This is a genomic window from Paenibacillus sp. FSL M8-0212, assembly GCF_038004645.1.
GTDB lineage: Bacteria > Bacillota > Bacilli > Paenibacillales > Paenibacillaceae > Paenibacillus.
Genome location: NZ_JBBORP010000001.1, coordinates 2,824,966 through 2,849,533, shown reverse-complemented (window position 1 = coordinate 2,849,533; position 24,568 = coordinate 2,824,966). Strand labels below are relative to the sequence as shown.

Below are 24,568 nucleotides of genomic sequence, written 5' to 3'. Positions count from 1 at the left end.
CAAACGTATTTAACGCATGTGGAGGTAAAAAGTTACACTATTCCCCATGACATGTAAAAATAAGAACAGGTTGTCGCCCAATCTCGGATCAACAAAGCTTGAAAAAACAAGTAATTCCGCGTTTGGTATGTAACTCCGGCCCAAAAAGGCCGGAGAAGATTCTCCGACCTCGTATGTTCAATCTTATGCTCATGCCATTCAGACTTATAACTCAGCCCACTGGGCCAATAGATCATTGTATTCAGCGGACAATTGCTCATGTTCATTCCAGATTTGTTCCAATTCAAGCGGATTGTTCTGCACCGTTTCCAGCTGTTGATCCAGCACCTGAATCTGTGCCTCAAGACGAGCCAAAGTCTGTTCCAGCTTCTCCGCAGACTGTTTGTTGCCACTGCTGTTTCTATGATTCGATACAGCTGTTGCTGAAGGAGTTAACGCCTTACCTGATTCAGTAAAAGCTTCATGATCTCGACTTCCATCGATAGCTGCAACAGTGGAACCGTTCAATGCCGAGATTGCTTCTGATTTCTTCCCTGATCTGGTAGTCCCGCCGGGCGCAGACGTTAAACCTGACTTCACCTCAGACTTGGCGTTTCCACGAGAAGAAACTCCCACTCCTGCTGTAGCCTGAGTTGTCGCCGCCGAACGAGCTTGCAAATCAAGCTTCTTCTCGCGATACGCCTCATAGTCTCCCAGATAAGCGGTCATCTGCCCGTTCTCCAGTTCCCAGACACGGGAAGCGAGGCGATTGACGAAGTACCGATCATGCGAGATGGCAAGTACAGTTCCTTCAAAATCAACCAGTGACTCTTCCAGCGCTTCTCTGGATGCGATATCCAGATGGTTAGTTGGCTCATCGAGCAGCAGTACATTGGGTTTACGCTGCACCAGTAGGGCCAGCCGCAAGCGCGTCCATTCCCCGCCGGATAATTGCCCGACAGAGCGGAATACATCCGCTCCATAGAAAAGGTATCGAGCCAGAATGCCACGTGCCTCTCCTTCCTCCACGCCCGCTTCCAGACGGAAGTATTCAAGTACGTTCAGCTTTGGATTCGTAGGTTCCTCCTGTTGAGCCAGATACCCCACATCCACACGTGCCCCCCACTCCAACTTGCCCGCATTGGGCTGCTCGTCACCAAGCAACAGCTTGAATAGGGTCGTCTTGCCGGAACCATTGCGGCCAATGAGTGCAATTTTATCCCCATATTCCAGCAGACCCGAAACCCCGCGCAGGATTTCACGCTCGCCATAACTCTTTTCGACCTGTTCCAATACCGCTACCCGTTTACCCGTTCGATCCGTAGGACGCACATCGAATTCGGCATTGCGGCGCTCCAGCACAGGACGCTTCACCTGTTCCATCCGCTCGATGGCTTTACGCATAGAAGCCGCCCGTCTGAAGAACTTTTCATTGCCGCCCACACGACCCCATTCCTCCAGTTGGCGAATTGTTTCTTTCATTTTCTTGATAACCTTCTGCTGCTCCTTGAACTCTTCGAATTGCTGCAACAGCCGTTGTTCCTTCACTTTCATATATTCCGTATAACCGCCAGCAGACGTTTCCGCTTCTCCATCCTCCAGCTCCAGTGTTTGATTCACGACCCGATCCAGAAAATAGCGATCATGCGAGATCAGGACAATGGTGCCGGGATATTCTCGTAAAAATCCTTCCAACCACTCGACCCGCTCCAGATCAAGATGGTTTGTCGGCTCATCCAGCAATAACAGATCAGGTTTTACGATCAGCTGCGAGGCCAGCACAACCCGGGTCTGTTCCCCACCGGACAGGGAACCGAAGCGCCATTCATAATGCGCCTTGGCGATATCCAGACCGTCCGCCACCTGATCGATCCGCGCATCCATTTCGTATCCACCCTCACGCTCAAACTGGTCTTGCAGCGCTGCATAACGTTTCAACAGGCGCTCCAATTGATTAGGGTCTGCTGCACATGCCGGATCGGACATCTGCTGCTCCATTTCCTTCATTTGCGTGCGACATATCATAAGCTCTTTGAATCCAAGGCTCAGCACATCCAGGACGGTATGGTCATCCAGTCCTTCTGGAACTTGTGCCACGTAACCGGTCCGTGTATCTTTTTTAATCATCAATTGCCCTTCATCCGGCTTGTTCAGTCTTGCCATCAGGCGCATAAGTGTGGTCTTGCCGCTTCCGTTGCGGCCGATCAGAGCAACCTTGTCACCTTCCATAATTTCAAATGTAATGCCGTCCAGCACCAGATGTGCTCCATGGTATTGAGTCAGTTGTTGCGCGCTAATTATCATCATAATAAGGTTCCTCCTATGGTATGGAAGATCCTGACCGCAACACAAAAAGAGCCGCAGGAGGTTAGCTCCGCGGCCCTTCAGAATTCAAGCAATATCGCTTATCGTCCGAATGAGGTCAAGGCAGGCATCTTCTCGCAAATGTTAACTTCCGTATATTCAAAATTGGACAGACTTCTCCCGTTGGTCAGAAAAGTATGAACAATGCCAGCCATAGCAATCGGCAGCTGGCTAATACGGTTGTTAAGCATCTCGTGATTCACCTGTCTTCACCTCCCCTGTCATAATTAATGTCAATATATCACAGACGAATGCATTCCTGCAACCATCCCATTGCCCAATTCATCCTTACTCCACAGTAGCTACTGCTCTGATTAATCCCTGCCCCGTCGCCGAAGCATTACATCCCTGATCGCCACCGTAATAAGTGTTAACATTCCCGAGGTACCCAGTGATGCGCCAAGCAGGGCATATCCGATGCCGTTCCACCCGCCAATATCGATGCTGATCATGATTACGACGGCACCGCCAAGCAAGGCCACACATGGCAATATATATTGAACCCACGTCATTCGACGTCCTTGCAAACGGTAGATAAGCCATTCAATCAGCAGCTGCACCGCCCACATTCCCAATGTCCACAAGATCAGTACTTCCATAAGGTTCCCCTCCTGTTGCTGGATGGATCAAGCCTGTGTTACAGACCTTACGTTACTTCAACCAATCCGAGAAAAAGTTCCGGTACCCTTCTTTCATCTTTGTGCGCGAAAAAGCACCAAACGCATACTCACGGTTGTCTTCTGACACACTGCGCGGCGCGGCCGCAGCCATGTTCACCAGTTCAAACCAGTTATCCTCGTTGCCTGCAAAGGCATGCGTGGATCGAATGTGACCGTAGCAAGCATGCTCCGGCTTCACGACCATTTTGCCCATCGCCATCGCTTCCGTCAGCGGCATCGCAAACGTATCAAAGGCCGAACAGTTCCAATACACCTTCGCAGAATTCATCAACGTAAATATCTCATCCTGTGTGAGCGCAAACTTCAGCTTCACGTTGGCAGGAATGTCGTACTTCTTCATGGTTTCCCGATAGCGCACACCGCCGAATACCATGTACACTTCCTTGTCCGGGTTCTGCCGAGCATATTCCAACACCAGATCCGGTCGACGATTCGCTTCATCCCGACCGATCCAGAGCACCCGATTATGCACGACCTGGCTCGGGTCATAGTGCCGGTTCGCCAGCTCTTCGCTAAAGCCAATCGGGATGACGTTCACGTCATGTACGCCGAAATTGCGGCCCAGTTCTGTTTTCAAAAACTCGGTCTGCACAATGGCTTTATCCACCATCGTATAAAATGGCTTCATCATCTCATATCCCGTTAGCGCGGGATCGGGGAAACTGTGCGGGAACAATACACTCTTCGGTAAGAACATCTTCAAAAACGTAAACCCGGATACGGTGTAGATGACATGCTCTATATTTTGGCTATAAATCTGGTCCAGCACGATATCGTAGTTCACCAGGTCACCTTTCTCATGCTCATACCCCGGCAACCAGTCGTATCCGCTGACATGACGCTCCGGCGAGATGAACACAATATCCACGCCCAGCTCCAGACCAATCTGCTTCAGCCGATCCGCAAATACGCGTGGCCCCTGTGCTTCCGTGAATTGAATTTTACGCATAACAAGTCCGACTTTACGCAAGCTTCTCACCCCTCATTTCTATTCCTCACCCAAGTGCTTCATGCACTGTTCCAGCGTTGCTGCCGTCTCATGCCACTGGTTACGCAACTGTTCCTTCGGCCACACACATGCCTCACTTCTCAGGTCACCGTCAATCAAACGCAGCATCCAGAGCGAGAATACAATAGCATAGGCGTTGTACCATTCTGCAAAAGAAACCCGTTCAATCTGCACGCCCAGTCTACAAAGTTTGTCCAAATAAACATCAATGACCCGCTCTCGCAATGCAGGCGTAACCGTTCTGGGAAACAGCGGATGCGAGAGATCCACTAGATGAACTACGTCCCACAGCGGCGTATTCAGATGGGCATGCTCCCAATCCAAGATGACCAGTCTGCCGTCCACCTCCGCCATGTTACCTGGATGCAAGTCTCCGTGACATAAAACGGTTGGAAGTTGCTCCTCAGCTGTGAGAATCAACGTGGCAATCTTGTCCCAATCCGATGGAGACAACCGTATATCCAGCTTGGACAACAGGTCGTCCGTAGATAGTCTGTGCATTTGTAACTCATCCAACATCGTGCGAATAGACGGTTTCTGCCCCACGCGAGGCAGCTCACTCCAATCCGTAACAGACAACGCATGCCACGTTGCCATATGTACCGCTACCCCAAGCATCGTCACTTCTTGCGAATCATGCACCAGTTGCCCCAGATCCTCGTAGATCATCCAGCTCTGTGCCGGTGCAATGGTAAGATCCGACGCTGCAATAAGCTGTGGATAGATCTGTGGTAGACCAGACATTACACGCTCGTACATCCATCGTTCCCGTCCATGCTGTGCAGGATTCGTCAGTGGTTTAAAAATATAACTTTCACCGGTAGGAACAGTGAATCGCTCCACATATCGTCCGTTCATTCCTTGATACAACTGTTCACGGCTTGTTATATATTGATCATTCAGCATTCCTTCGGGCGTCACCCAGCTGTATGCATCCATCTCTTCTTTCACGCATCCACCATCCGTTTCGTTCTCGCTGCTGCTCCGATGTTGATTTCTATTCATCATACGTCGCTGTTCACAAGCCTGCAAGCTTTGTTCGTAAGCGCTTATTCAGTGTATCAATTCAGATTTTCAAAATTGCTTGTTGCATTTTGGTTAGTAATCACTTACTATACAATCATGAAGAACAAATCTCATGTGGACAGCAAAAAGAAAGATATCCTACAAGCGGCGATGCGCTTGTTCGCAACCAAAGGCGTTGACGGCATATCCGTCAAAGAGATCGGTGACGCCGCCGGAGTAACCGATGCGGCGATCTACAAACATTTTAAAAACAAAGATGCCGTTGCACTGGAAGCCTTCACCCAATACTGTGCGGACTATACTTCACTGATTGACGGGTATGTTCGACAGGAAGGTCCGGTGCTGGAACGCTTCAAGCAACTGGTTACCGAGGTTCTCCATCTGCATGATGAAGATCCCTACGGACTGCTGCTGATTTCACAGAATCATGAAATATTCATTGAAGCCGGAAGCAGCGAGGATTACCGTCAGCCGTTGGATGCGTTAATGGATCTGATCGATCAGGGAATCATGCGGGGCGAGCTGCCTCAGCAGGATTCACGGCTCACAGCCGTTCTGGTAATCGGTGCAATCACACGCATGGCGGTCTCCAGTATGCAGGGTGAACTGCCAGAGTTGTTGGTACCCTACACTGGGGAGACGGTTCACCGACTTGCATCAATGTTGGGAAACGTACCTCAGGAGTAGCGAGGGAGATGGGATGAAGCTAGAAATGGAGTAGCGGAGCGTAGGGAAAACGACGTGAGCAACTACATTGTTTCCGAAGCAAACAACCTTCGTAAACATCCGCTTATCTCAGCTGAATCCCATCTTCGATGCGGATGATGCCGCTAGGCATGATTTGTAATCAAAAGCGGACTTTTTGAATAACTTCTAAAGAGAATCGTCAACATACCATCAGGATATACAGATGGATTACCGGGTCATACGTGACCTTTTCTTTTTGCACATGAGGTTAGTGTTCATTAACTAAAATAGTCAGGACGTGTCATCTTCCATGAAAAAAATATTAATTATTCAAGGCAATCCCGTCTCCCCCAGTTACAACGGTGCAATCGCCGAGGCGTACCGCAAAGGTGCGGTGCAAGCGGGTGCCGACGTCCGCATGATTACCCTGAACGAACTCGCGTTCAACATGAATCTGGAAGGAGGATATCGTAATAAACTTCCACTTGAACCAGATTTGCTGGAGGCCCAAGAAGCAATCAAGTGGGCCGAACATCTCGTATGGGTGTTCCCAATTTGGTGGGGAGGACCACCTGCCCTGCTGAAAGGTTTCGTTGACCGAATCTTCATGCCAGGTTACGCCTTCAAGTATCAAAAAGGAAAACCTTTCCCGGATCAACTGCTCAAAGGCCGCACCGCTCGCATGATCACTACGATGGATGGTCCGAGCTGGTACTTCAAGTGGTTCCAGGGTGAGCCTGCACATAAAATGATGAAAATCTCCACATTTGCACTGACTGGCATCAAACCTGTTCGGATAACAACTGTAGATCAAGTTGGTAAGAAGTCAGATGAACAGAGAAAGAATTGGTTGGATAAGATTGAACAGCTTGGGCGGAAGATGGGGTAACTGAGTAGATATCCATCGTCGCCATGGTCAGGTACATTGTGTAAAAGTAAAGTTTAATCAAAACGCTATTTGCTGAGTTTGTTTTGTATAAAAGGAAACTAACTAAAACAGGTCAATCATGGGAGTATACAACCATAATTGACCTGTTCAATGCTATAGTGTTATTAGTAATTTCATTTGGTACTGGGTCGAATCTACTCATAGAGAACCGTTCCCCCTTAAGAAGCATAAGACGTTCTATCTGGAAAAACGCCGTCATTCTCTCTTAAGATTCTAATTAATTTTGAAGCTGCACGTAAATAATAGAAATTTGTAGCGGATCCCGGAACTTTTTCTATTTCCTCACATTCCCCATCCGATTTACTTAACTTTATCTTCCCTAATGAGTTTTCATCAGGACCAAATTTGTACACTACAAAATTCTCTGTCTCTTCTTCTTTAACTAACAGAACATAAGTTGCCAAAACTTCACCTCCCTAATTATTCATATACACTATCTGACCAATTATAGTGCTTATAGAGGGTAAAAAAAGACCACAACACGGGCGGCTAGCTCATATTGTGGCATTGTTGGTTGTGTATTGTACGGCCTAATCTCTACTGTTGTAAAGGATCTGCTTATTATCTTGTAACCATTTTCTAGCTTCTTCACCTACTAGAATTTTTGGTTGCTCTGGCGTCCCAATATTGATGCTTTTTATAAAAGCCTCATCTAGCCCCCGAACCCCAGTTAATTTAGCTCCTTTTAGCAATACTCTTTCAAACGTAGCTAACCGCAAATGAGTTTCGCTATAGCGATTATATTTTTAAGTTATGCTTGTTTCCAAACACAAAATAAAAAAAGATTGATCCATGGTAATAGCTACCATAATTAACCTGATAATGAAGCGCGATAACCTTATTTATGTTGTAAACTTTAAGGATTTGATGTGCGCACAATCGAATTCAGAAATCTTTATAAGTGTGTTACATCAGTTAAAACTGCTGTTGGATACTTAGTTACTCAGCACTGGGTAGCCCTACTACCAAAGAAAAATAATCTAATTCACTTCTTCAAACTCTTTCATTTTCTCAATTTTCACTCTGTCATTCTCTTCTTGTGGAATATGATTCAGATATTTACTTTCCCAATATTCTAACCTGTCTGAAGGGCCAAAGTTGGATTCCCCCCAATTCGTGTAATCGTATTCTATATTTAGTTTCCCCTCAGATGTAAGCTTCATGGTTATTGAAAACCATGGATCTTGTCCTTCGTTTAAAAATAAATTTTTTAACTCATTTGTAACTTCAAACAATTTAGTCTCTAAATGATTATATTCTTCTGAATTAACATTTAAAATATCAAGAGAATATATATACTCGCTCCCATTTTCAGGCTTAAAGAAAAAGAAGACTCCTCCTTCTCCATTTTCCACTTCACCATTAAAAAAAAAGTCCTCCCAATTAACTGGTATCATTTGATCTATGATTTCTGCAATTGTTCTATACAATTCGTTCATCTTTTGTTCCATTAATTAATCTCCGACTTTATGTAATATTCGTTTAGTAACTGGTCTTTTGTTACCAATTCGATAGATCATTTTTAATGAATCTGGGCTCAGATAACCAGCAATAAGTTGATAATCTGTAGATTCCACTATTACGTTATACTCATTTTTGAAATATTCTTTTGCTATGGGAGCGTCTTTTTTTACAATATTATGTAATTTAACATCAATTTAGCACTTATTTAATATTAACCCTTTATCGGTCTATTTCCCCTTCGTAATAAACCATCCCTACAAATTAATACAGATTAGGATTATCCTTGTCTTGTAAGAGTCTGTTTGAACTAATAGAGTGTACGGCTGCTTCTACCTTACCTGGATAATACATGAATATAACAAGCACCTGAGGACAATATAAGTACAAGACTTAAAAAGGAACTAATCGTTCGTTTCATCTTGATCGGCCCCTTCTTACTTGAATGGATTGATGATGGCAAAAGCGTACTCGTCCAAATCGCGATCACTCAAGAGAACATAATCTGCCGAAGAAAGCTTGAACTTCGTGTAATCATAATTCTCTACGAATTTTCCATTTTGAAAGATATCCACGCTACTTACTACTGGATAGTTATTAATCCTGGTTTATCCTCATTATTAGCCACTTTCTAGCTTCTTCACCTAGTAGAATAATTGGTTTTTCTTGGGTCCCAATATTGATACTTTTTATATGAGCCTCTCCTACACCTTTAATATTTTTTAATGTCACTCCTTTTAATAATGTTTCTTCAAATGTCGATAAACTTATATCTACGTCTTCTAATTTTGCATTACTAAAATCAGTGAGATAGAAAAGTGCAATATTCAACTTACAATCTATTAAAACTGCATTTTTAAATCCCACCTCCCAACAGTCACTCTTACTAAATCTAGATTTTTTAATGATACAGTTAGAAAAATCTGCATATCTAAGATCAGATTTATAAAAATCGCAGTTATTTAGATAGGCATTTTTAAATGTCGATGAGCATAATAACGATGTATGAAAATCAATGTTTTCCAATTTCAATTCATCAAAGTTACATTCTATTAAATATGCTTGTTCAACCAATTTATTGGATAAATCTACTCCTCTTAAATCCACCCCATCTAAATTTAACATTTCACCTTCTTCACCAATTGTATCAATCCATTTTTTATGAAGTTCAAATTCCTTACTGAGATTTACTTCCATTTCCACACCCCTTAAGGATACCATATTATTTTATCTGCTACTCCTCCTTCAGCAATTGCTTTTTTCATTTGTTTAATATGCTCACCTTCCATTTTTCTCGTATCAATAATCACAATATTTCCATTATCAAATTCTTTTTGTAGCTTTTTCATACCTTGTTGGATGGTAAAAGCACCCTTTTTGGGATTTGTTACATGAATCCCGTTATTACCACTTGGAAAAGATTCAAAGCTTTTAACGTCCCACTTTAAGCCTGAAGATGTATCAATAAATTCTGCTCCATTTTCTCTTTGAGGATCACGTATTAACCTTCCTAATTCACCTCTTTCTTCTACCGCTAATCCAACTTTTCTTCCCCTTATATTTTTTGGCTCTATTTTTCCACTACTTGCTGGATCACGAGCTAAATCATCTAATTCTGTTTGATTTCTTCCTCCAGTATAAGTACCTTTAACCGAGCCCCCAGTACTCTTACTCGACTGCTCTCTCTTCGCTTTCGCGTCCTTAATGGTCTGTTTCACCTTGGCGATTGCCGGATTGGTCCCACGTCCTTTGTAAGGACCTTTTCCGCCTGATAGACCTCCGGTGACCAGCCCGATTCCGGCAACGATTTGACTCCATTTCAGGGATGATATCATCATCTTGGCGTAATCGTCAGTGACGGGCTCTCCCGTAAAAGGATTCACTCTCCGTTCTAATGCTTCAATCTGTAACTGGATTAGATCCTGATTCGGAGGCTCGACAGCTCCCATCCCCTCACTCAAGCTGCTATTATCCAGTTTACCCTTGTCCTTCTCATACGCCTGAAGGGGCTGCCTGATCTGTCACGCCCTTCTCATTAACCGGTAGCCACATATGCCACTGCGAATTGTACGCCATCCGGTATCCTTTATCACTAGAACTATTCGCTGCTTTCAGCCCGATAGACATCGTAGCTAAGGTACCTGCCACTGCCGCTCCGCTCATCTGCCTGCTGAAAACGGACACCAATGTCTCGGAGTTCCTTCGCGATGTGGGTCAAATGCTCCAGCGTTTCGATCATGCGGGGCTGAGTTTCTTCAAATCGTTCTAAAAACCGTTCTCGCACCATCCCGGACCACATCGATTCCATCCAGCGGATCAATCGAACGAGTTCCTCGCGTGTATCTCCCATTCGCGGCGCGAGTCCGTTCAACCTCTCGTGAGGCTTCAAACAAACGCTCCGGGGTTACTTGAATTCTGCTCATCGCTTTCTCCATCTGTCCAATGCCGGACTCTATGTCTTCCTTATCTCAACCTATTGTGTTCTAAACGTTCGGCATATTTCGTGCTTGTTTTAGCTGCACGTTCTCGCTTAATGTGGCACCTGTGCACTGAAATCATCCCGGCTGGAACGATCGGCATGGTAGAAAACCACATCTCCGTCCCTTAAAGTGAACGAGTTGCCATAGCTATCTTCGACTTGACGCTGAAATCCTTCCAGCAACCATTGGTTCATCAGCGGTGCATGGATATATTGCAGATGCGGAGCCCTCAGGTTCCCTTCCTGGATCGACTCCAAGTTAAAGTTCACAACAATATAACCGTTCTTCAAGAAGATGGGTGACTTTGCATCCAAACCACCATGGGTACGCCCATACTCGGCCAGATTGGTTCCTGCTTGAACCACGTAAGGCTCGGCGGGCAGACTATATTCTCCATACCACTGCTGAATGGCAGCATTTGCACGAAGTACATCCGCACTTGCGTTCGTCGGAATATTCGTTTTGGGTCCGATAAACGTACGTAATTGCTCCGGCATCAGAAGCAAACTGTATCCGCCTACAGGAGTTTTCATCTTCGTAAATTTATCCCGGTAATACTCCTGATACGTACGTTCACTCATCATCCCTGGATGAATTTCGCCATAGCGATTATATTTATAGGTCGCCGTATCTCGTAGCTGTTCCGAAGGTACTTGACGTAACCGATCATTGAGAATGACAAACCGCTTGACTTGATCCTCTGCTGAACCAATACGAATAAAACCTCGCTGGTTCGTCGAGTAATACAGATCTACCGGCACGCGTGTTTTCCCGTCTTTGCTGACAAAATCAAAGGTTGGAGTCAGGCGAATGCCGTCTCTGGACCCGAACATATTGCCCTTGGTTTTGAAATCAAACTTAAAGTGATATCCCGTCTTCACAGCCACATTTTGATACCCTTGCAGCGGATGACTGCCTGGGCGAATCGGTACAGTGAACTGTGGTTTGTTCCCTCGTTTGTCACCATCAATTCCCTGCGTTCCTGTCCAGTAGCTGATCCAGGTGGGTGCAATGCTGCCCTTAAATCGCCGGAAAACAAGCTCCCAGTTGTAGTCTGCAATGTCCGTGATTTCAAAGTCGTATAGCCTCCCAATGACCTCCACGGATACTTCGTCGCTGGCCAGATGATAGGTTAGATCTGTGTTGGCATCGGGTTGGGCATTGCTCCTGGACATCGATTCAAAATCGGCAGGTGCATTCTCTGCAATATTACGGAACTCCACCTGGTAATCTCCCTCATCTACCCACACAGGCAGATAAAAGGTGGTATCGAGCACGTCCACCGGAATATCGATCCATGTACTCCGCGGGTAAAACTGTGTCCGGTCGGCACTGTATACGTCAAACGGAAACCGCACCTGTTTGATTCGATAATATTTGGCATAATCCCGATCCCCATATCCCGGATAAGAGTTGACATCCAAATGCTGTCCGCTCGTGGGGATACGGACTGTGAACGGCCGCTCCAAAATAAGGGCAGATCGATCCATATTCGGTATCGTTTTCTGATTATGAGGCTGATCGTCTGAAACAAGAGAATAGTTCACGACTGGAGTATGCACAGTGACCGTGTTAATCCCCGGAATTTCAAAGGTTTCTTCCTCATTGCCATCATTAACATTTCCACTCATTAATTCATAACGGATTTCGCCTGTGCTAGGCGTATCCTTCTTATTTAACAAGGTTTTGGATATTTCATTGTCAGGACTGTACAGAACATCTTTGCCAATCATTTGGGGTTCTGCGATCTGACCTGGCGTTGGCCCCGTTTCTTCTACTTTTGCGTTGTCCATGACAACAGCCCCATTAAACTTCAAATAGTCATTCTTAACTTGGACCTTTGGCACAGCATCTTCCGCAATTGATGAGAGATCATCTGTTGGTGTTGGAGGTTCGCTGGTCCCTCCCGGCACTGGCTGTGAAGGCGCTGTTAACACAGCCGGTGTATTGGGTGCGTAAAAGGTACCGTTCGTAGCCGCCGCATAGATGGGACTACGATAATCAGCAGGATATAGTTCAATCTGTGGTAAAGCATAGTTTTTTAGAATCGCATCGGTTATCTCATAAACAAGCAAAGTGTCAATTTTCCAATACTCGAAATCCCGTTTCACAGTATAGGTGTAGGGTACTTTGACATCTCTAGATCTTGGAGTTGATACCGTTGTCGTACCACCTTTACCATCCGAAATTTTCTTTTCGTCTGTCCACGTTTTGTTATACGTTTTTTCAACCACTACGGTATATGTACAAGTGCCTTGCATATTCACAAACTTATTTTGGAATAGGTAACTTAGACCAAATACATTGCCATATAAACTCTCAGAGGTAGGGATACCTTGCAGTACGTCAAATGGCTCACTTCCACGTTGATCGGCCTTAATAACTGCGCTTGCATTAGGATCCATTCTCTCCCCTGTCATTTCTCCGGCAGGTGACTCTGCACATGCCGCATCTGGCTTTTCCGGAATTTCGGGTGGTGGCGTATCGCCAACCGTAATCGTTACATTTTCATAAATGTAATATGGGCCATCTTTGGAATTCTTCCATTTCGCGGTGATGATTGCCGTTCCAACGTTTTTAGCAACAATTTGCCCTGTTAATTTTTCTACGTAAACTACTTCTTTTTGGTTAGAACTCCATTCGATTTGTTCAGCACGCTTGGAGACATTCACCCAGTTACCGAATTCTTCTTGGTCGTATGCCTTAGTTCGGATCTCCGCAACCAATGATTTTACATCATTAACCTGAAGCTGCATGTCTTCTCGGACACGGATTTCTTTTGTTTCCGTAACATAACCGGAGTAGTCGATTTTTAACGGGGTATCATAGGTCGCTTGATATTTACGATGTCCATCAGGTCTAATACCACCATAAGGTTCTTTTTTTGTTGCTTGCTTTGGGTATCCTGTTTTTGTTCTTAGTATTGCAAACAAATTACCTTTTTCATATTCCGGCTTTGATCCAGGCTCAACTGTATAACTTGGGGCCGAGACATAGTTAATATCTTCTATGCCTAATGATTTCACATACTGTCTTCTGAAAAGATTTTGTTTATCATCACTTAATGATGCTGGAACATAGTCTTGAGTATTAATCTTGTCTTTTACAAATTCATCTCCTCTTGGTACGGCATCTACTCCACTTCCATATGTGGTGGTTGTTACTCGATCAGCACCTTCATTCCTTGTTGCTGACCAAATATCACCGTCACCTTGCGTCCATACTGTCATAGGGTGAGGGGAGGCAGTTCCTGTCACCATTACCTTTATTGATTGTTTACCTTTGGCTAATCCACTAGGATTAACTTCAATACCTTTATTTGGGTAACCCTTATTAAAATTTGCATATGATGTATAAGATAATGCAAATGTAAGATATACAATTATGAAGGTAAACAAAACAGTAAAAACATACTTCTTCATTCTAAACTAACCTCATTTCTTTCTGATCACAGCAAAAGATCCACCGTCCATATCAAATTGGGAATTCGGGTTATTGAGATCAATGTAGTTAGCAACCCATAGTCTTACTCCCTTATTGTTTTCTTTGAAGAATTGCTTTGTATTCATGTTAGGCAAACTAATGTACCCATACTTTTCATGCAATTTGTTTACTATTTTAGATCCACCTGTAAAATCAATAACACCATTTAAATAATGAATTACATCAAAGTCTTTAGCCTTAGGATAAATAGTGATTTCCGAAAATACTGGTAGTACATTTCTCATTTCATCATAAAAGGACTTATCATCTGATGCGACAAAGAGTGGCGCATAGATGCTTTTCTTTTTATTCCATTCCTGCACATTCACAGCAATTAAACGGTGAAACACCAGACTCCCAGATCCATTTCTAAAGGTTTTTCTCTTACCTGAAATATCAGAGATAGAGGTATTGCCTGTTGTCAAACTAGATACTAATTCAAGATTAGATTTTTCTATTCCTACCATACGTAGCTCGTTTAAATCATCAAATGCAACCGCATCCTTTTTCAGTACATTTTCGAGTCGCAACAAAATAGCAGAAGATTCAGCCCGAGTGGTCGATTTGTCCATTCCAAAGGATCCGTCCGGAAAACCGTTCATCAAGTTGGTTCCTATTGCAACAGCGAGATAAGGAATTTTATCTTGAGCAATTCCTGGTTTAAAGGACTCTTTGACTGGAAGTAACGTTTCTTTCGTTTCAGCAAATGCTGTTTTATACTCAGCACTGGATGCGACCAATCCGGAACTCAACCATTTAGCCATTTCCTCGCGAGTAATCGGAGTACTTGGTTTAAATCCGTTTGGATAGTCTTTGGTATTAATGAAGCCCAAGCTGATTGCCCGATCTACCTCTGCTTTGCTCCAGTGTCCATTCAGATCCTTGAATGAATCTGTCTGGGCATCTTCCGGAAAGGACATGTCTTTGGCTACTCGTGAAATTAGGGACGCAAATTCTGCTCTTGTTACCGAAGCATTGGGCTTGAACAATCCATTACCGTATCCTTTGAAGTATCCCTTGGAAACCGCAGATTCAATAGCAGACTTTGCCCAGTGATTAGCTTGTACATCTTTGAAGGTCGTTGTTGCGGCAGAAGCCTGGGAAGAAATTAATGTCGATACGACCACTACAGCGCTCATTATGGGTAATATTATTTTTTTCAACTTTTCCACTCTCCGTATGTAAGGTTTTAGTAACTTTCTATTTGAACAATTCAAATTTATTGGTTACTTATTGAGTACCATATGCTCTAATCAACATCTCAATTAATCACTTTAATTTTCTTAAGCTTCAAAAAGGGCACTGATTTCTTCCATTTATTACATATGACCCTTCGGATCCAAAAAATTTATTCTAATTGAAACAGCCACTTTGGACCACCTACGTTTTCTACCTCATAAGTATTATAGTTAATGGAAATAGAAACATTCTCATTGATATCGTTGTTAACATAACCATATAAATTAACCTTTGGATAAACATAACCATCAAAAACTTGAGAATCTGTAAATTCAACCGTGACATCATACTCACTTTTAAAATATTCTATCCCTATAGGAGTAGCCTTTTTGATGATGATATTATTCTCAATCTGATATACAATTGTACATCCACTCACCGATAAAACTAAGATCACTAAAATGGTCAATAAAACTTTTAATTTAGAACTCATCTGATATCAAGCACTCCTCATACAATGGAGCAATACCGCCACCTTCTGCATTATTTAAACAGGAATTCACGTTTCATAATGAAATGGTTCGGATCCATTAAATTTATTGGTTCAATTGTATTTACATTAATAGAGAGATATGGATAACATTTTTTTTCAATTGTTCCACTCTCCGATTAGTTAGATTTAGTTCGTTTAGGTTCTTTTACTACTATGTAAATTTTCACTGTGCTCCGGAATCTACTTGTATAAAAATCTTCTCCCCTTTTGATTAATGTAGTCCACTAGTTCCGACGTATGCTCCAGGTGCCATTCATCCAACTGCTTAATACTCATTTGAAGATCCCACACAATCGGTACAAGTCGCTGACTATGGGCTGCTCTCGGTATACTCGAAAAGGTTCTGTTGAATCCGTTCAGAGGCATCAACTAAACAGTTGCTTCAGCTTTACCGAAATGATAAGTAAATAGGACGAGCACAGAGGACAAAATGATTATCAAACTGAAACTGAGTATTGAACTGATGGTCCTTTTCATTCAAAACATAGCCCCTTACTTGAAAGGATTAATGATAGCTACAGCCTAATTGTCCAAAGCTCCATCCCGTAGGAGAATATAATCTGCCGAAGAAAGTTTGAACTTCGTGTAATGTTAATTCTCTACGAATTTTCCATTTTGAAAGAGATCCAAGCTACTTACTACTGGATAATTATTCATTCCTGTTTTATCACCATTATTTATAAAAGTCCGCATCTAGCACCTGACGTCCCTTGAAAACTATTCTTTACTACGAACGAGATAGGATTTCCTCTGACACTACTTCTAATCTGTACCACATTGCCGCTACGTACAGGACCTTTTACCAAATCAATGCTGTACGCCACTTGACTATTCCCTAGTCGGATCGGTAAATCACTCTCTTTGATAATCTTCACGCCAGGGTAAGTTTTTTTCTTCAAGTTTTTTAAAAATATTCAATGCTTTGTGTATATGCTTTAAAATCACTTAACTTGGTTAACTTAAACACCTTATCATCTGTACTCCGGAAGTCTTTGTTCCCGATCCATACCCAACGGCCAATCTTGTCCCACTCTACCTTCTGGTACGCTTTATTATGAACTCGTGCGGCCCCATTGCATTTCTTGGTTCAAGTGTATTTATATTAATAGAGAGAGATACTTGTATTTGTTGCTCTTCTTTTACGTAACCATACAGAACAATATCCTCTGTAACAGGAGTATTTAATTCATACTTTGTGAAGATTATATTTGCACCATAATATTTCATAAAATAGGCTTGACCGATAGGTACTGCTCTTTCATATAACGCCTGTTTTTTTGCCTCTGATATCTTACTATATATAAAAATCATACTAATAATCACCAAAAATAAGATAAGAAGCTTGATGTATTTCGACAAAGAACAACCTCAATTCAATCCAAAGTATTTATAACAAAAAGCGGATGAGGATGAACCGTTCCTCAAAGATCAGGAGGATCATATCCAACAGGGACTGAAACGAGACTTACCTCATATGTCCGATAGTCTACAAATACAGTAAACGTTTTTTCCTGTTGATCATGGATTCTCCCATACAGGATAACCGTTGAACTAACATATACTGCATTAACTTGATAATCTTTTCGGTGATCTCGTTCCTGTAAGCTTTCTCGTTGAATATCCGTTAAGGTACCTATAAATCCGGTCGAGAGCATGCCGTCGACGGAGTGTTTGATGTGGTGAAGGATAGTTTTTGAGAAATAAGGTGGAGGTTTCCACTCGCCTAACCAATTATTCCATAGATTTTCTTGTGATACATTAGACGCATGAGACATATCTTGTTCTCCTCTGCGGGGGGTGGTTTGCGGTACTTCTATTTTACGCAGAGAGTCAGGTTTGTCTTTATTCACATTTCATGGAACTGATTTTGAGCAAGTACAGAATATTATTATTTTTCACGTGGTATGTATTGTGCAAGCACTCTCCAATAAGACAAAAGACGCAAATATATCAATACTATCTTGAGTTTTAGGACTCATCTGATATCAAATAAGTTTATATTCTTCAATAAGTAAAATTTGTTCTTCTATTCACCAATCTTTTTAAGATCTAAAGGAATACCAGTTCCTGTAACTTCCAAATCACGGTAATCCAAACTTATTTTAATCTTATCTTCTTCTTTACCTACAATATATCCGTATAGCACCACTCTAGTTTGTAATATAAGAAGCCACAACTTGTGAGTCAACAAATTCAACCTCCACACCATAATTATCTATAAAGTACTTCTCGCCTATAACCGTAGCTTTCTCAACAATTTGTTTATCAGTCAAGTAATTCTTAACAATTAAAAAACAAATAAACAAAACTACTATAGATATAATAATCAACAGGACTTTAGAATTAATTTTAATAAGAATCACCCTTTGATTCTATCAGGAATAATATGTATTACTTTAACAATAACTATCTTGGAAAATAAATACAGTTATGTTCTTGATAAGCTTTACAAGCCATGTCTAAAGAATCTTATGTGGAATTAGGGCTTCTTGTCCAAAAAGTTAGTCCGATTGAAATATCCACTCTGGCCCACCTACATTTTCAACTTCATAAGTATTATAATTAATCGCAATAGAAATTTTCTGGTTAACATCACCCTTGACATATCCATATAAAACAACCTGTGGATATACATAACCCGCAAAAACCTGAGAATCTGTAAATTTAACGGTAACGTTATACTTACTTTTAAAATATTCAGTTCCTATGGGAGTCGCCTTTTTAACAATATTATTATTTTTCACTTGATATGTAATTGCACATCCACTCACTAATAAGACTAAAGACGCAAAGATTATCAAAATCACCTTCATTTTAAGACTCAATTAATATTACCCCTCTTTACGGAACAGATACTGCAAAATTATACATTATTTCAACAGCGGATACGCTTGATAAAATGAAAAGGTTTGGCCCCCATGCATTTCTTAGTTCAAGAGTGTCTACATTAATGGGAAGAGATACTGGATGACCAAGACCTACCCCGACTTAGAGTTTATGCTTATATATTCATAATTAATCTTCTTGCCATCTGAAGGCACATAAATACCATTTTTTTTTCAAATAAGGGCCCCTTGTCCAAAAAGTTAGTCCGATTCAAACATCCAGTCTGGTCCAGTTACATAATTAACTTCATAAGTATTATAATTAATCGCAATAGAAAATGTCTCTTTTACATCGTGCTCCACATATCCATACAATACCACCTTCGAATCTATATAACCTGGAAAAACCTGAGAATCTGTGAATTTAACGGTAACATTATACTTACTTTTAAAATATTCAATTGCTATGAGAGTAGCCTTGTTGACAATATTATTATTTTTCACCTGGTATGTAATTGCACATCCACTCACCGATAAAACTAAGATCACTAAAATGGTCAATGAAACTTTTAGTTTAGAACTCATCTGATATCAAGCACTCCTCATACAATGGAGCAATACCACCACCTTTTGCATTATTTAAAAAGCGGGTCACGCTTCATAATGAAATGGTTCGGATCCATTGAATTTCTTGGTTCAATTTTATTTACATTAATAGAGAGTGATACTCGTATTTGTTGATCTTCTTTTACGTAACCATACAGAACGTATCCTCTGTAACAGGAGTATTAATTCATACTTTGTGAAAATTATATTTGCACCAAAATATTTCATAACGTAGTCTTGACCGCTATTTGCATATTTCAGCGATCCGCATGACCTGCACGGCATGCCAAATAGGTTTCGTTTGGAGCTACGAGTTTGTGGGGCCTAAACAACGATACAGCTAGGCTTTTCGTGCTCAAACCGTCGAACAAGCACTCGGCTCTACAGCAGTGCATAGCTCACACATGCAACAAGCGCCTGCAAGTACAGTGCAGCGAATGCATCGGGAAGCATGCGAGCGCTTGACGAAACAGGCATGGCACGAAGCTACAGACTGTTCGAATCTGGTACTCGGGATTGACGATTTCGCGATCAAAAAAGGACTTACGTATAATACCGGCATTCACAATCTACGTGGCGAAACCATGCTGGATCTTTGGGCTGGACGGAAGCTGGAAGACTTACGCGAGTATGCTCAAGTAAATCCCCGCTTTTTAGCCTTAAAGCCCAAAGCCGTTGTGATGGACCTTGCTAAGGCCTATCACACGTGGATTGCCGAATGTTTTCCCCAGACGATTCGTATTGCGGATCGCTTCCATGTTCATGGTTATGTCATCGACAGTGTTCAAGAGATTCGAAAATCGATTCAGCACAGGCTATCTTCCCGGGCTAAAGCCATCCTGAAAAGTCATCATCGATTGCTGAATCCGCCGATGGATCAGCTTTCTGAACAGAGCAAAATACAATTAGAAAGCCTACTTACCTTCTCTCCGTTGCTACGCAGCGTCTGGGAATGGAAGGAATCATTTTCGCAGTGGTACGACTGTTCTACCAACGTCAACGCAGCTCGCTTGGGATTCAATCGATGGTTAGAGCAAGGAGAGAACATCGATCATCCTGCCGTCCAGAGCACATTGAAAACCATGCGAAACTGGCAAGAAGAGATCGTGAATTACCATCACTGTCGTTTTACAGATGCGACTGTTGAAGGACGGTATAACCGGATCAAAGCTTACCAGCGTCGACACTACTTCACACGTAATCGCACGTGCTACAGAGCTGGTATCTTAGTTGAATGCAACCGACGTTACTTCAACGAATTGAAAAATTCAACCACTAGTTTTTAGATTGAGCCAAAATTAATATTATATTATTTAAACGGAATCTTACGCTTATTTATAAAATCCTGTGGTCCCATTTCTAATTGAGGCTCTAGTGTATCTAAATCGATTGAAAGAGATACTTGTGTATTCTCGTCTCCCTTTACATAGCCGTATAGAATAATGTCGTTTGAAACGGGGGTATTAATGTCAAATCTTGTGAAATATATTTCCGCATCATAATACTCCATAAAGTAAGCTTCACCAATCGGTATTACTCTTTCATATAAATCCTGTTTCTTAGATTCAGATATTTTATAATATACAGTGAATATTATAAGAAAAAGCATAAAAAACATAATAATCTTTTTGTTTTTTGACAAAAAAACTCTCCTTTCACAGAAAAATAATACTATATACAGTTTAGTATATATGGTAAAATAATACTACTTGTAGCTTTAAATTATTATAATTAGGGTGTGTCTTAATGAGTAATTTTGTTAGTGATGAAATCTATCATACTATCTCACAAGAAGTCTATAGAGATAGTATACAATCTGGCTATAACTTTCCTACAAATACCGACTGGAAAGTAATCAAACCTTCAGGTATGCTCGATGACGAGAAAAGTGGATTTCATGCTGAAGTTTTCTATAATAAAAAAACGGATCAAGTCATCATTGGTTACAGAGGAACTGAGCCACCTGACCGCCCCATTAAGAGCGTGATAACAGACTACGGAACGGACCTTAAAGACGTAATTGGGGGACGTACCAAATACACAGAACAACAGTGGACAAGTGTCCATAACAACCCGAATTTAAATGAGGCTGAAAAAAAACTTATATCTCCTCAAGTATATGGTCCTAACTCTCAGTATGAAAATAATCAATTCTATCAGGCAGATCAATTATACATATCCGTTAGAAAAGAATACCCACAAGCAGAAATTTCTACTACAGGACATTCACTGGGAGGAGCGCTTGCTCAATACGTCTCTGTTAGAAACAACCTGTCATCCACTACATACAACCCAGCTAGCATTCGAGCAGTTGTCTCCGATGATATCCTGAAGAAAATAGATGCCGGAGAATATGACAAGAAAAACACAGCTTATGTCAACCCAGGAGATGGTGTTGGAGCAGGTTTTTTCAATTCATCGACGCGGCATGCAGCCAATACAATCATGATTAATAAGACGTACGAGGAAGCAAATAATAGATATGTTCAAATCACTATACCTATAATATCCAAATCAAGCGGTACTTCTTCGGGTATTTCCACACCCTTTTGGAAGAATATCACTTTTGTATCTACTACACTCCCAATAGGTACTCAAGGCATGGGGGAAAAATTATTCAATTCTTTCGGTGGAGAAAAGGCCCACGGCCTGGAGAACTTCAAGTTTGACAAGAATGGCTTTATTACAAATACACTTTATACACGAGATGGTGAAGTGATTGGTGGAAATCCAAGGTACACGGAATACATAAATATCCTGCTTGCCAATGAAAAAATGAAGGATACCGTAAATAAATTAATTGAAAAGTATGGTGCCCACCTAGGACCTCTTGGACAAATGGCCGCTGCCGGTGCTGGGGTTACCATCCAACTCTCACTAGAGAATCTTCAAAGAGCCGGACAAAAAATGCAGCAGCATGTAAATGAATTTCAATCTAGCCTCCCCACAGCAACCAATGCCATTCTCAGACTTATTGAGTCCAGTGATAGCCGCTCTCTTGAACCTATTGTGGATCGGTTAACAAGTGATTTGCACAAATTTAGCCGATGGTACGAAGAAGAAGCACATATCATTGCAGAGTATATTAATCAAAAAGCGGAAGATTTCAGACAAGCCGACGAGGGTTAAAAAGGAGCGACGAAGCCTATGTCACGGAGCATTGTTGTAGAATTAGTTGATTTGATGAATGCCGAGAAGGAAATCAATGATTTAATGGATATGCTTGAAGCTAACAAACGTCATGTAAGATCCATTGATGAGAGTATTGGAGATTGGAAAGGTAAATCTGCGGAAGAATTGCGAAGAAAGATGGATCGTTTCCAGAACATTTTAGGAGAATGGATTGCAGATTTCAAGCAGCAACAGATTGAGCTTGTGAAGTATACATATCGTATGGAGCGTGCAGATCGGGGAAATTAGGATAACGTTCAACTGATGAATAAGATCTGAAAAAGGAGGCTTCTTATCATGAATATGGTAAGGAGCCTCCTTCACTATAAATTTCATTTAAACGAAATACGACCCGAGGGATGCTCAGGCAAAATGGACGAAACCAACTGCTGCACAGCTGGATGATCTGACTGCATTACCGAATCCCCGGCATCACCGCTATAGACAATCTTGCCCTGATCCATTACGGCAATGCGGTCACAGATGGTCATGGCGGCCCGAATATCATGCGTGATAAAGAGGTAGGACAACCGATAAGATGCTCTGAGCTCTGCCAGCAATGATAAGATTTGTGTCTGGTGCACCATATCCAGGCTGCTAATCGATTCGTCCAGTACGATTAACTTCGGCTTGAGCGCGATGGCTCGTGCGATGTTGACCCTCTGTAATTGGCCACCGCTGAACTGGTGCGGAAGCTTGTTTGCATCCTCTGGTGTAAGTCCAACCTGCTCGAGCAGTTGTCCAATCACACGAAGTTGTTCTTTTGCCGACAATCGCTCGTAATTATCCAGCGGCTCCCCAATGATCTGCGCGGCAGTCATGAGTGGATTCACAGCCGAATAACAGTCCTGGAACACGACCTGCAGATCACGCCGTAATCCCTTGAGCACGGGTTTGCTGGATCGGTAGATATCCTGTCCTTGAAATAAAACCTGACCCTGGCTGGGCTTCTCCAGACCAAGTATGATTTTACCCAAGGTACTTTTACCTGCCCCGCTCGTACCCAGGAGCCCCAGACACACACCCTTTTCTATCGTAAGTGAGATATCTGCCAGCACAGGAGGTCGTGCTCCCGAACGATCCAGCCAATTACGTTTGCCATAGCTATGGCTTACTCCACGTACCTGAAGCATCAGGTCATCCTCCTCTCTTGTACTTGGCAGAAGCAATCTCCGAAGAGGCCGAATCTACACATCACCATGCCCATTCCACCTCTACGACTACCCGCTCTACACATACACTCACTGAACGATTCCACTCTTTATTAGTCGCTATCGTCCTAAAGACATACTGGGTCTGGCATTTAACAACATCCGTGTATACTCATGCTGCGGGTGATCGAACAGTTGGTACACATCCGCCTGCTCCACAATTCGCCCCTTCTGCATGACCGCGACTTCATCCGCCATTTGCGAGATCACGCCCAGATCGTGAGAGATGAGTAAGATGGATGTGCCGTATTCCGTACGTAAACGATCCAATTCCTGAAGCACCTTCAATTGATTTACGACATCCAGTGCCGTCGTTGGTTCATCCGCAATAACCAAAGCCGGTCGCAGGCACATCGATATGGCGATCATCACACGCTGCAACATACCGCCACTCAGTTGGAAGGGATATCGCTTCATCAGTTTAGCTGGTTCGGGTAAGTTCATATCTGCCAAGGCAGCAATGGCCCGCTCCCTGGCAGCTGCTTTGGACATTCCCGTATGCGTACGCAAGGTTTCAATGAATTGAGATCCAATCGTATATACGGGTGTAAAAGCATTCATTGGATTTTGCATAATAAATCCGATTTCCTTGCCGCGGATGCGCCGCATCTCCTCACCTGACAAATAGCCAAGCTCCCGTCCATTCAGACGGATGCTGCCCGATACCTCCATCCTGCGCGGATCAAGCAGGTGGAGCAACGCATTACACGTAACAGTCTTGCCGCTGCCACTCTCGCCGACCAGACCGAAGACACGACCTTTTTGTAATTCGAAATCAATGGGCTCAAGTAACGTGACTGAACCCTCCGCTGTTCTAAGATTCACTTGCAGACCACGAACTTCGAGTACCTTCGCTGCATCATCCATCGTTACGTTCACCCCTCGTATGCCTTCGGTTTCGAACC

At 42.5% G+C, this 24,568-nt stretch carries 27 protein-coding genes and 2 pseudogenes; 5 read left to right on the top strand and 24 right to left on the bottom strand.

From position 1 onward, the window contains the following. Window positions 1-204: 204 nt before the first annotated feature. The 5 genes from MKX68_RS12685 to MKX68_RS12665 form a co-directional block, all read right to left on the bottom strand. Window positions 205-2,286: an ABC-F family ATP-binding cassette domain-containing protein gene (locus MKX68_RS12685; RefSeq protein WP_338589158.1), complete on the bottom strand. Its 2,082-nt coding sequence runs from the start codon at window positions 2,284-2,286 to the stop codon at window positions 205-207. Between the two features lie 98 nt (window positions 2,287-2,384). Beyond that, window positions 2,385-2,546 (bottom strand): hypothetical protein, encoded by a 162-nt coding sequence (locus tag MKX68_RS12680; protein WP_017691697.1) that lies wholly within the window; start codon window positions 2,544-2,546, stop codon window positions 2,385-2,387. Window positions 2,547-2,657: 111 nt separating this feature from the next. Continuing rightward, a complete protein-coding gene (locus MKX68_RS12675; protein WP_076216814.1) occupies window positions 2,658-2,942 on the bottom strand; it encodes a hypothetical protein in 285 nt (94 codons plus the stop codon). Window positions 2,943-2,994: 52 nt separating this feature from the next. Then, on the bottom strand, window positions 2,995-3,993 hold the full coding sequence (locus MKX68_RS12670) for a glycosyltransferase (RefSeq protein WP_340911976.1): 999 nt from the start codon (window positions 3,991-3,993) through the stop codon (window positions 2,995-2,997). Between the two features lie 18 nt (window positions 3,994-4,011). Next, window positions 4,012-5,040: a phosphotransferase family protein gene (locus tag MKX68_RS12665; RefSeq protein WP_340911975.1), complete on the bottom strand. Its 1,029-nt coding sequence runs from the start codon at window positions 5,038-5,040 to the stop codon at window positions 4,012-4,014. 114 nt (window positions 5,041-5,154) lie between these two features. Between MKX68_RS12665 and MKX68_RS12660 the strand changes: the two genes are divergently transcribed. Together MKX68_RS12660 and MKX68_RS12655 are read left to right on the top strand one after the other, a co-directional pair. After that, window positions 5,155-5,745, top strand: a complete 591-nt coding sequence (locus MKX68_RS12660) for a TetR/AcrR family transcriptional regulator (protein ID WP_340911973.1) — start codon at window positions 5,155-5,157, stop codon at window positions 5,743-5,745. A gap of 310 nt (window positions 5,746-6,055) precedes the next feature. Then, the gene (locus MKX68_RS12655; RefSeq protein ID WP_338589170.1) at window positions 6,056-6,634 is read left to right on the top strand and encodes an NAD(P)H-dependent oxidoreductase; all 579 of its coding nucleotides are present in this window, start codon (window positions 6,056-6,058) and stop codon (window positions 6,632-6,634) included. Between the two features lie 218 nt (window positions 6,635-6,852). Here MKX68_RS12655 and MKX68_RS12650 read toward each other — a convergent pair whose 3' ends face one another. The 16 genes and pseudogenes from MKX68_RS12650 to MKX68_RS12585 all read right to left on the bottom strand — a co-directional run bounded on the left by MKX68_RS12650 (window position 6,853) and on the right by MKX68_RS12585 (window position 19,260). Next, window positions 6,853-7,098: a hypothetical protein gene (locus MKX68_RS12650; protein ID WP_340911969.1), complete on the bottom strand. Its 246-nt coding sequence runs from the start codon at window positions 7,096-7,098 to the stop codon at window positions 6,853-6,855. A gap of 576 nt (window positions 7,099-7,674) precedes the next feature. Beyond that, window positions 7,675-8,145 carry an immunity protein YezG family protein gene (locus MKX68_RS12645; protein WP_340911968.1) on the bottom strand — a complete coding sequence of 157 codons (471 nt, stop codon included), beginning with the start codon at window positions 8,143-8,145 and terminating at the stop codon, window positions 7,675-7,677. A 447-nt stretch (window positions 8,146-8,592) separates the two neighbouring features. Next, a complete protein-coding gene (locus MKX68_RS12640; protein WP_340911967.1) occupies window positions 8,593-8,730 on the bottom strand; it encodes a hypothetical protein in 138 nt (45 codons plus the stop codon). 22 nt (window positions 8,731-8,752) lie between these two features. Next, entirely contained in the window at window positions 8,753-9,352 is a 600-nt protein-coding gene (locus MKX68_RS12635; protein ID WP_340915374.1) for a pentapeptide repeat-containing protein, read from the bottom strand. An 11-nt stretch (window positions 9,353-9,363) separates the two neighbouring features. Next, a complete protein-coding gene (locus MKX68_RS12630; protein WP_340911965.1) occupies window positions 9,364-10,104 on the bottom strand; it encodes a hypothetical protein in 741 nt (246 codons plus the stop codon). Window positions 10,105-10,147: 43 nt separating this feature from the next. Beyond that, complete coding sequence (locus MKX68_RS12625; RefSeq protein WP_340911963.1) at window positions 10,148-10,318, bottom strand: hypothetical protein; 171 nt, start codon at window positions 10,316-10,318, stop codon at window positions 10,148-10,150. Then, window positions 10,254-10,454 (bottom strand): hypothetical protein, encoded by a 201-nt coding sequence (locus tag MKX68_RS28700; protein WP_445671115.1) that lies wholly within the window; start codon window positions 10,452-10,454, stop codon window positions 10,254-10,256. Before MKX68_RS28700 ends, MKX68_RS12625 begins: the two co-directional genes overlap by 65 nt. Continuing rightward, window positions 10,411-10,578 (bottom strand): hypothetical protein, encoded by a 168-nt coding sequence (locus tag MKX68_RS12620; protein ID WP_340911961.1) that lies wholly within the window; start codon window positions 10,576-10,578, stop codon window positions 10,411-10,413. The genes MKX68_RS28700 and MKX68_RS12620 overlap by 44 nt, the downstream gene beginning before the upstream one ends. A gap of 107 nt (window positions 10,579-10,685) precedes the next feature. After that, window positions 10,686-14,057, bottom strand: coding sequence for a DUF5704 domain-containing protein (locus tag MKX68_RS12615; RefSeq protein WP_445671069.1), 3,372 nt, complete (start codon window positions 14,055-14,057; stop codon window positions 10,686-10,688). A gap of 12 nt (window positions 14,058-14,069) precedes the next feature. After that, the gene (locus MKX68_RS12610; protein WP_340911958.1) at window positions 14,070-15,290 is read right to left on the bottom strand and encodes an S-layer homology domain-containing protein; all 1,221 of its coding nucleotides are present in this window, start codon (window positions 15,288-15,290) and stop codon (window positions 14,070-14,072) included. 176 nt (window positions 15,291-15,466) lie between these two features. Next, complete coding sequence (locus MKX68_RS12605) at window positions 15,467-15,790, bottom strand: hypothetical protein (RefSeq protein WP_340911956.1); 324 nt, start codon at window positions 15,788-15,790, stop codon at window positions 15,467-15,469. A 223-nt stretch (window positions 15,791-16,013) separates the two neighbouring features. Further along, window positions 16,014-16,208: pseudogene (locus MKX68_RS28695) on the bottom strand (lipase family protein); the annotation flags it as partial. Between the two features lie 674 nt (window positions 16,209-16,882). After that, on the bottom strand, window positions 16,883-17,209 hold the full coding sequence (locus MKX68_RS12600) for a hypothetical protein (protein WP_340911954.1): 327 nt from the start codon (window positions 17,207-17,209) through the stop codon (window positions 16,883-16,885). A gap of 667 nt (window positions 17,210-17,876) precedes the next feature. Beyond that, window positions 17,877-18,038 (bottom strand): hypothetical protein, encoded by a 162-nt coding sequence (locus tag MKX68_RS12595; protein ID WP_340911952.1) that lies wholly within the window; start codon window positions 18,036-18,038, stop codon window positions 17,877-17,879. 313 nt (window positions 18,039-18,351) lie between these two features. Then, window positions 18,352-18,675, bottom strand: a complete 324-nt coding sequence (locus tag MKX68_RS12590) for a hypothetical protein (protein WP_340911950.1) — start codon at window positions 18,673-18,675, stop codon at window positions 18,352-18,354. 261 nt (window positions 18,676-18,936) lie between these two features. After that, the gene (locus MKX68_RS12585) at window positions 18,937-19,260 is read right to left on the bottom strand and encodes a hypothetical protein (RefSeq protein ID WP_340911948.1); all 324 of its coding nucleotides are present in this window, start codon (window positions 19,258-19,260) and stop codon (window positions 18,937-18,939) included. Between the two features lie 266 nt (window positions 19,261-19,526). On the opposite strand from MKX68_RS12585, the pseudogene MKX68_RS12580 reads away from it, so the two are divergent. Further along, window positions 19,527-20,567: pseudogene (locus MKX68_RS12580) on the top strand (ISL3 family transposase); the annotation flags it as partial. 23 nt (window positions 20,568-20,590) lie between these two features. Here MKX68_RS12580 and MKX68_RS12575 read toward each other — a convergent pair. Next, on the bottom strand, window positions 20,591-20,923 hold the full coding sequence (locus MKX68_RS12575) for a hypothetical protein (RefSeq protein WP_253441756.1): 333 nt from the start codon (window positions 20,921-20,923) through the stop codon (window positions 20,591-20,593). Window positions 20,924-21,027: 104 nt separating this feature from the next. Between MKX68_RS12575 and MKX68_RS12570 the strand changes: the two genes are divergently transcribed. Further along, a complete protein-coding gene (locus MKX68_RS12570; RefSeq protein WP_340911940.1) occupies window positions 21,028-22,410 on the top strand; it encodes a hypothetical protein in 1,383 nt (460 codons plus the stop codon). An 18-nt stretch (window positions 22,411-22,428) separates the two neighbouring features. Then, complete coding sequence (locus MKX68_RS12565; protein ID WP_076212169.1) at window positions 22,429-22,701, top strand: hypothetical protein; 273 nt, start codon at window positions 22,429-22,431, stop codon at window positions 22,699-22,701. Window positions 22,702-22,784: 83 nt separating this feature from the next. On the opposite strand, the gene nikE is transcribed toward MKX68_RS12565, so the two are convergent. Both nikE and MKX68_RS12555 read right to left on the bottom strand, forming a co-directional pair. After that, entirely contained in the window at window positions 22,785-23,585 is an 801-nt protein-coding gene (gene nikE, locus MKX68_RS12560) for a nickel import ATP-binding protein NikE (RefSeq protein WP_340911935.1), read from the bottom strand. 138 nt (window positions 23,586-23,723) lie between these two features. After that, window positions 23,724-24,530: an ABC transporter ATP-binding protein gene (locus MKX68_RS12555; protein WP_340915372.1), complete on the bottom strand. Its 807-nt coding sequence runs from the start codon at window positions 24,528-24,530 to the stop codon at window positions 23,724-23,726. Window positions 24,531-24,568: the final 38 nt, after the last annotated feature.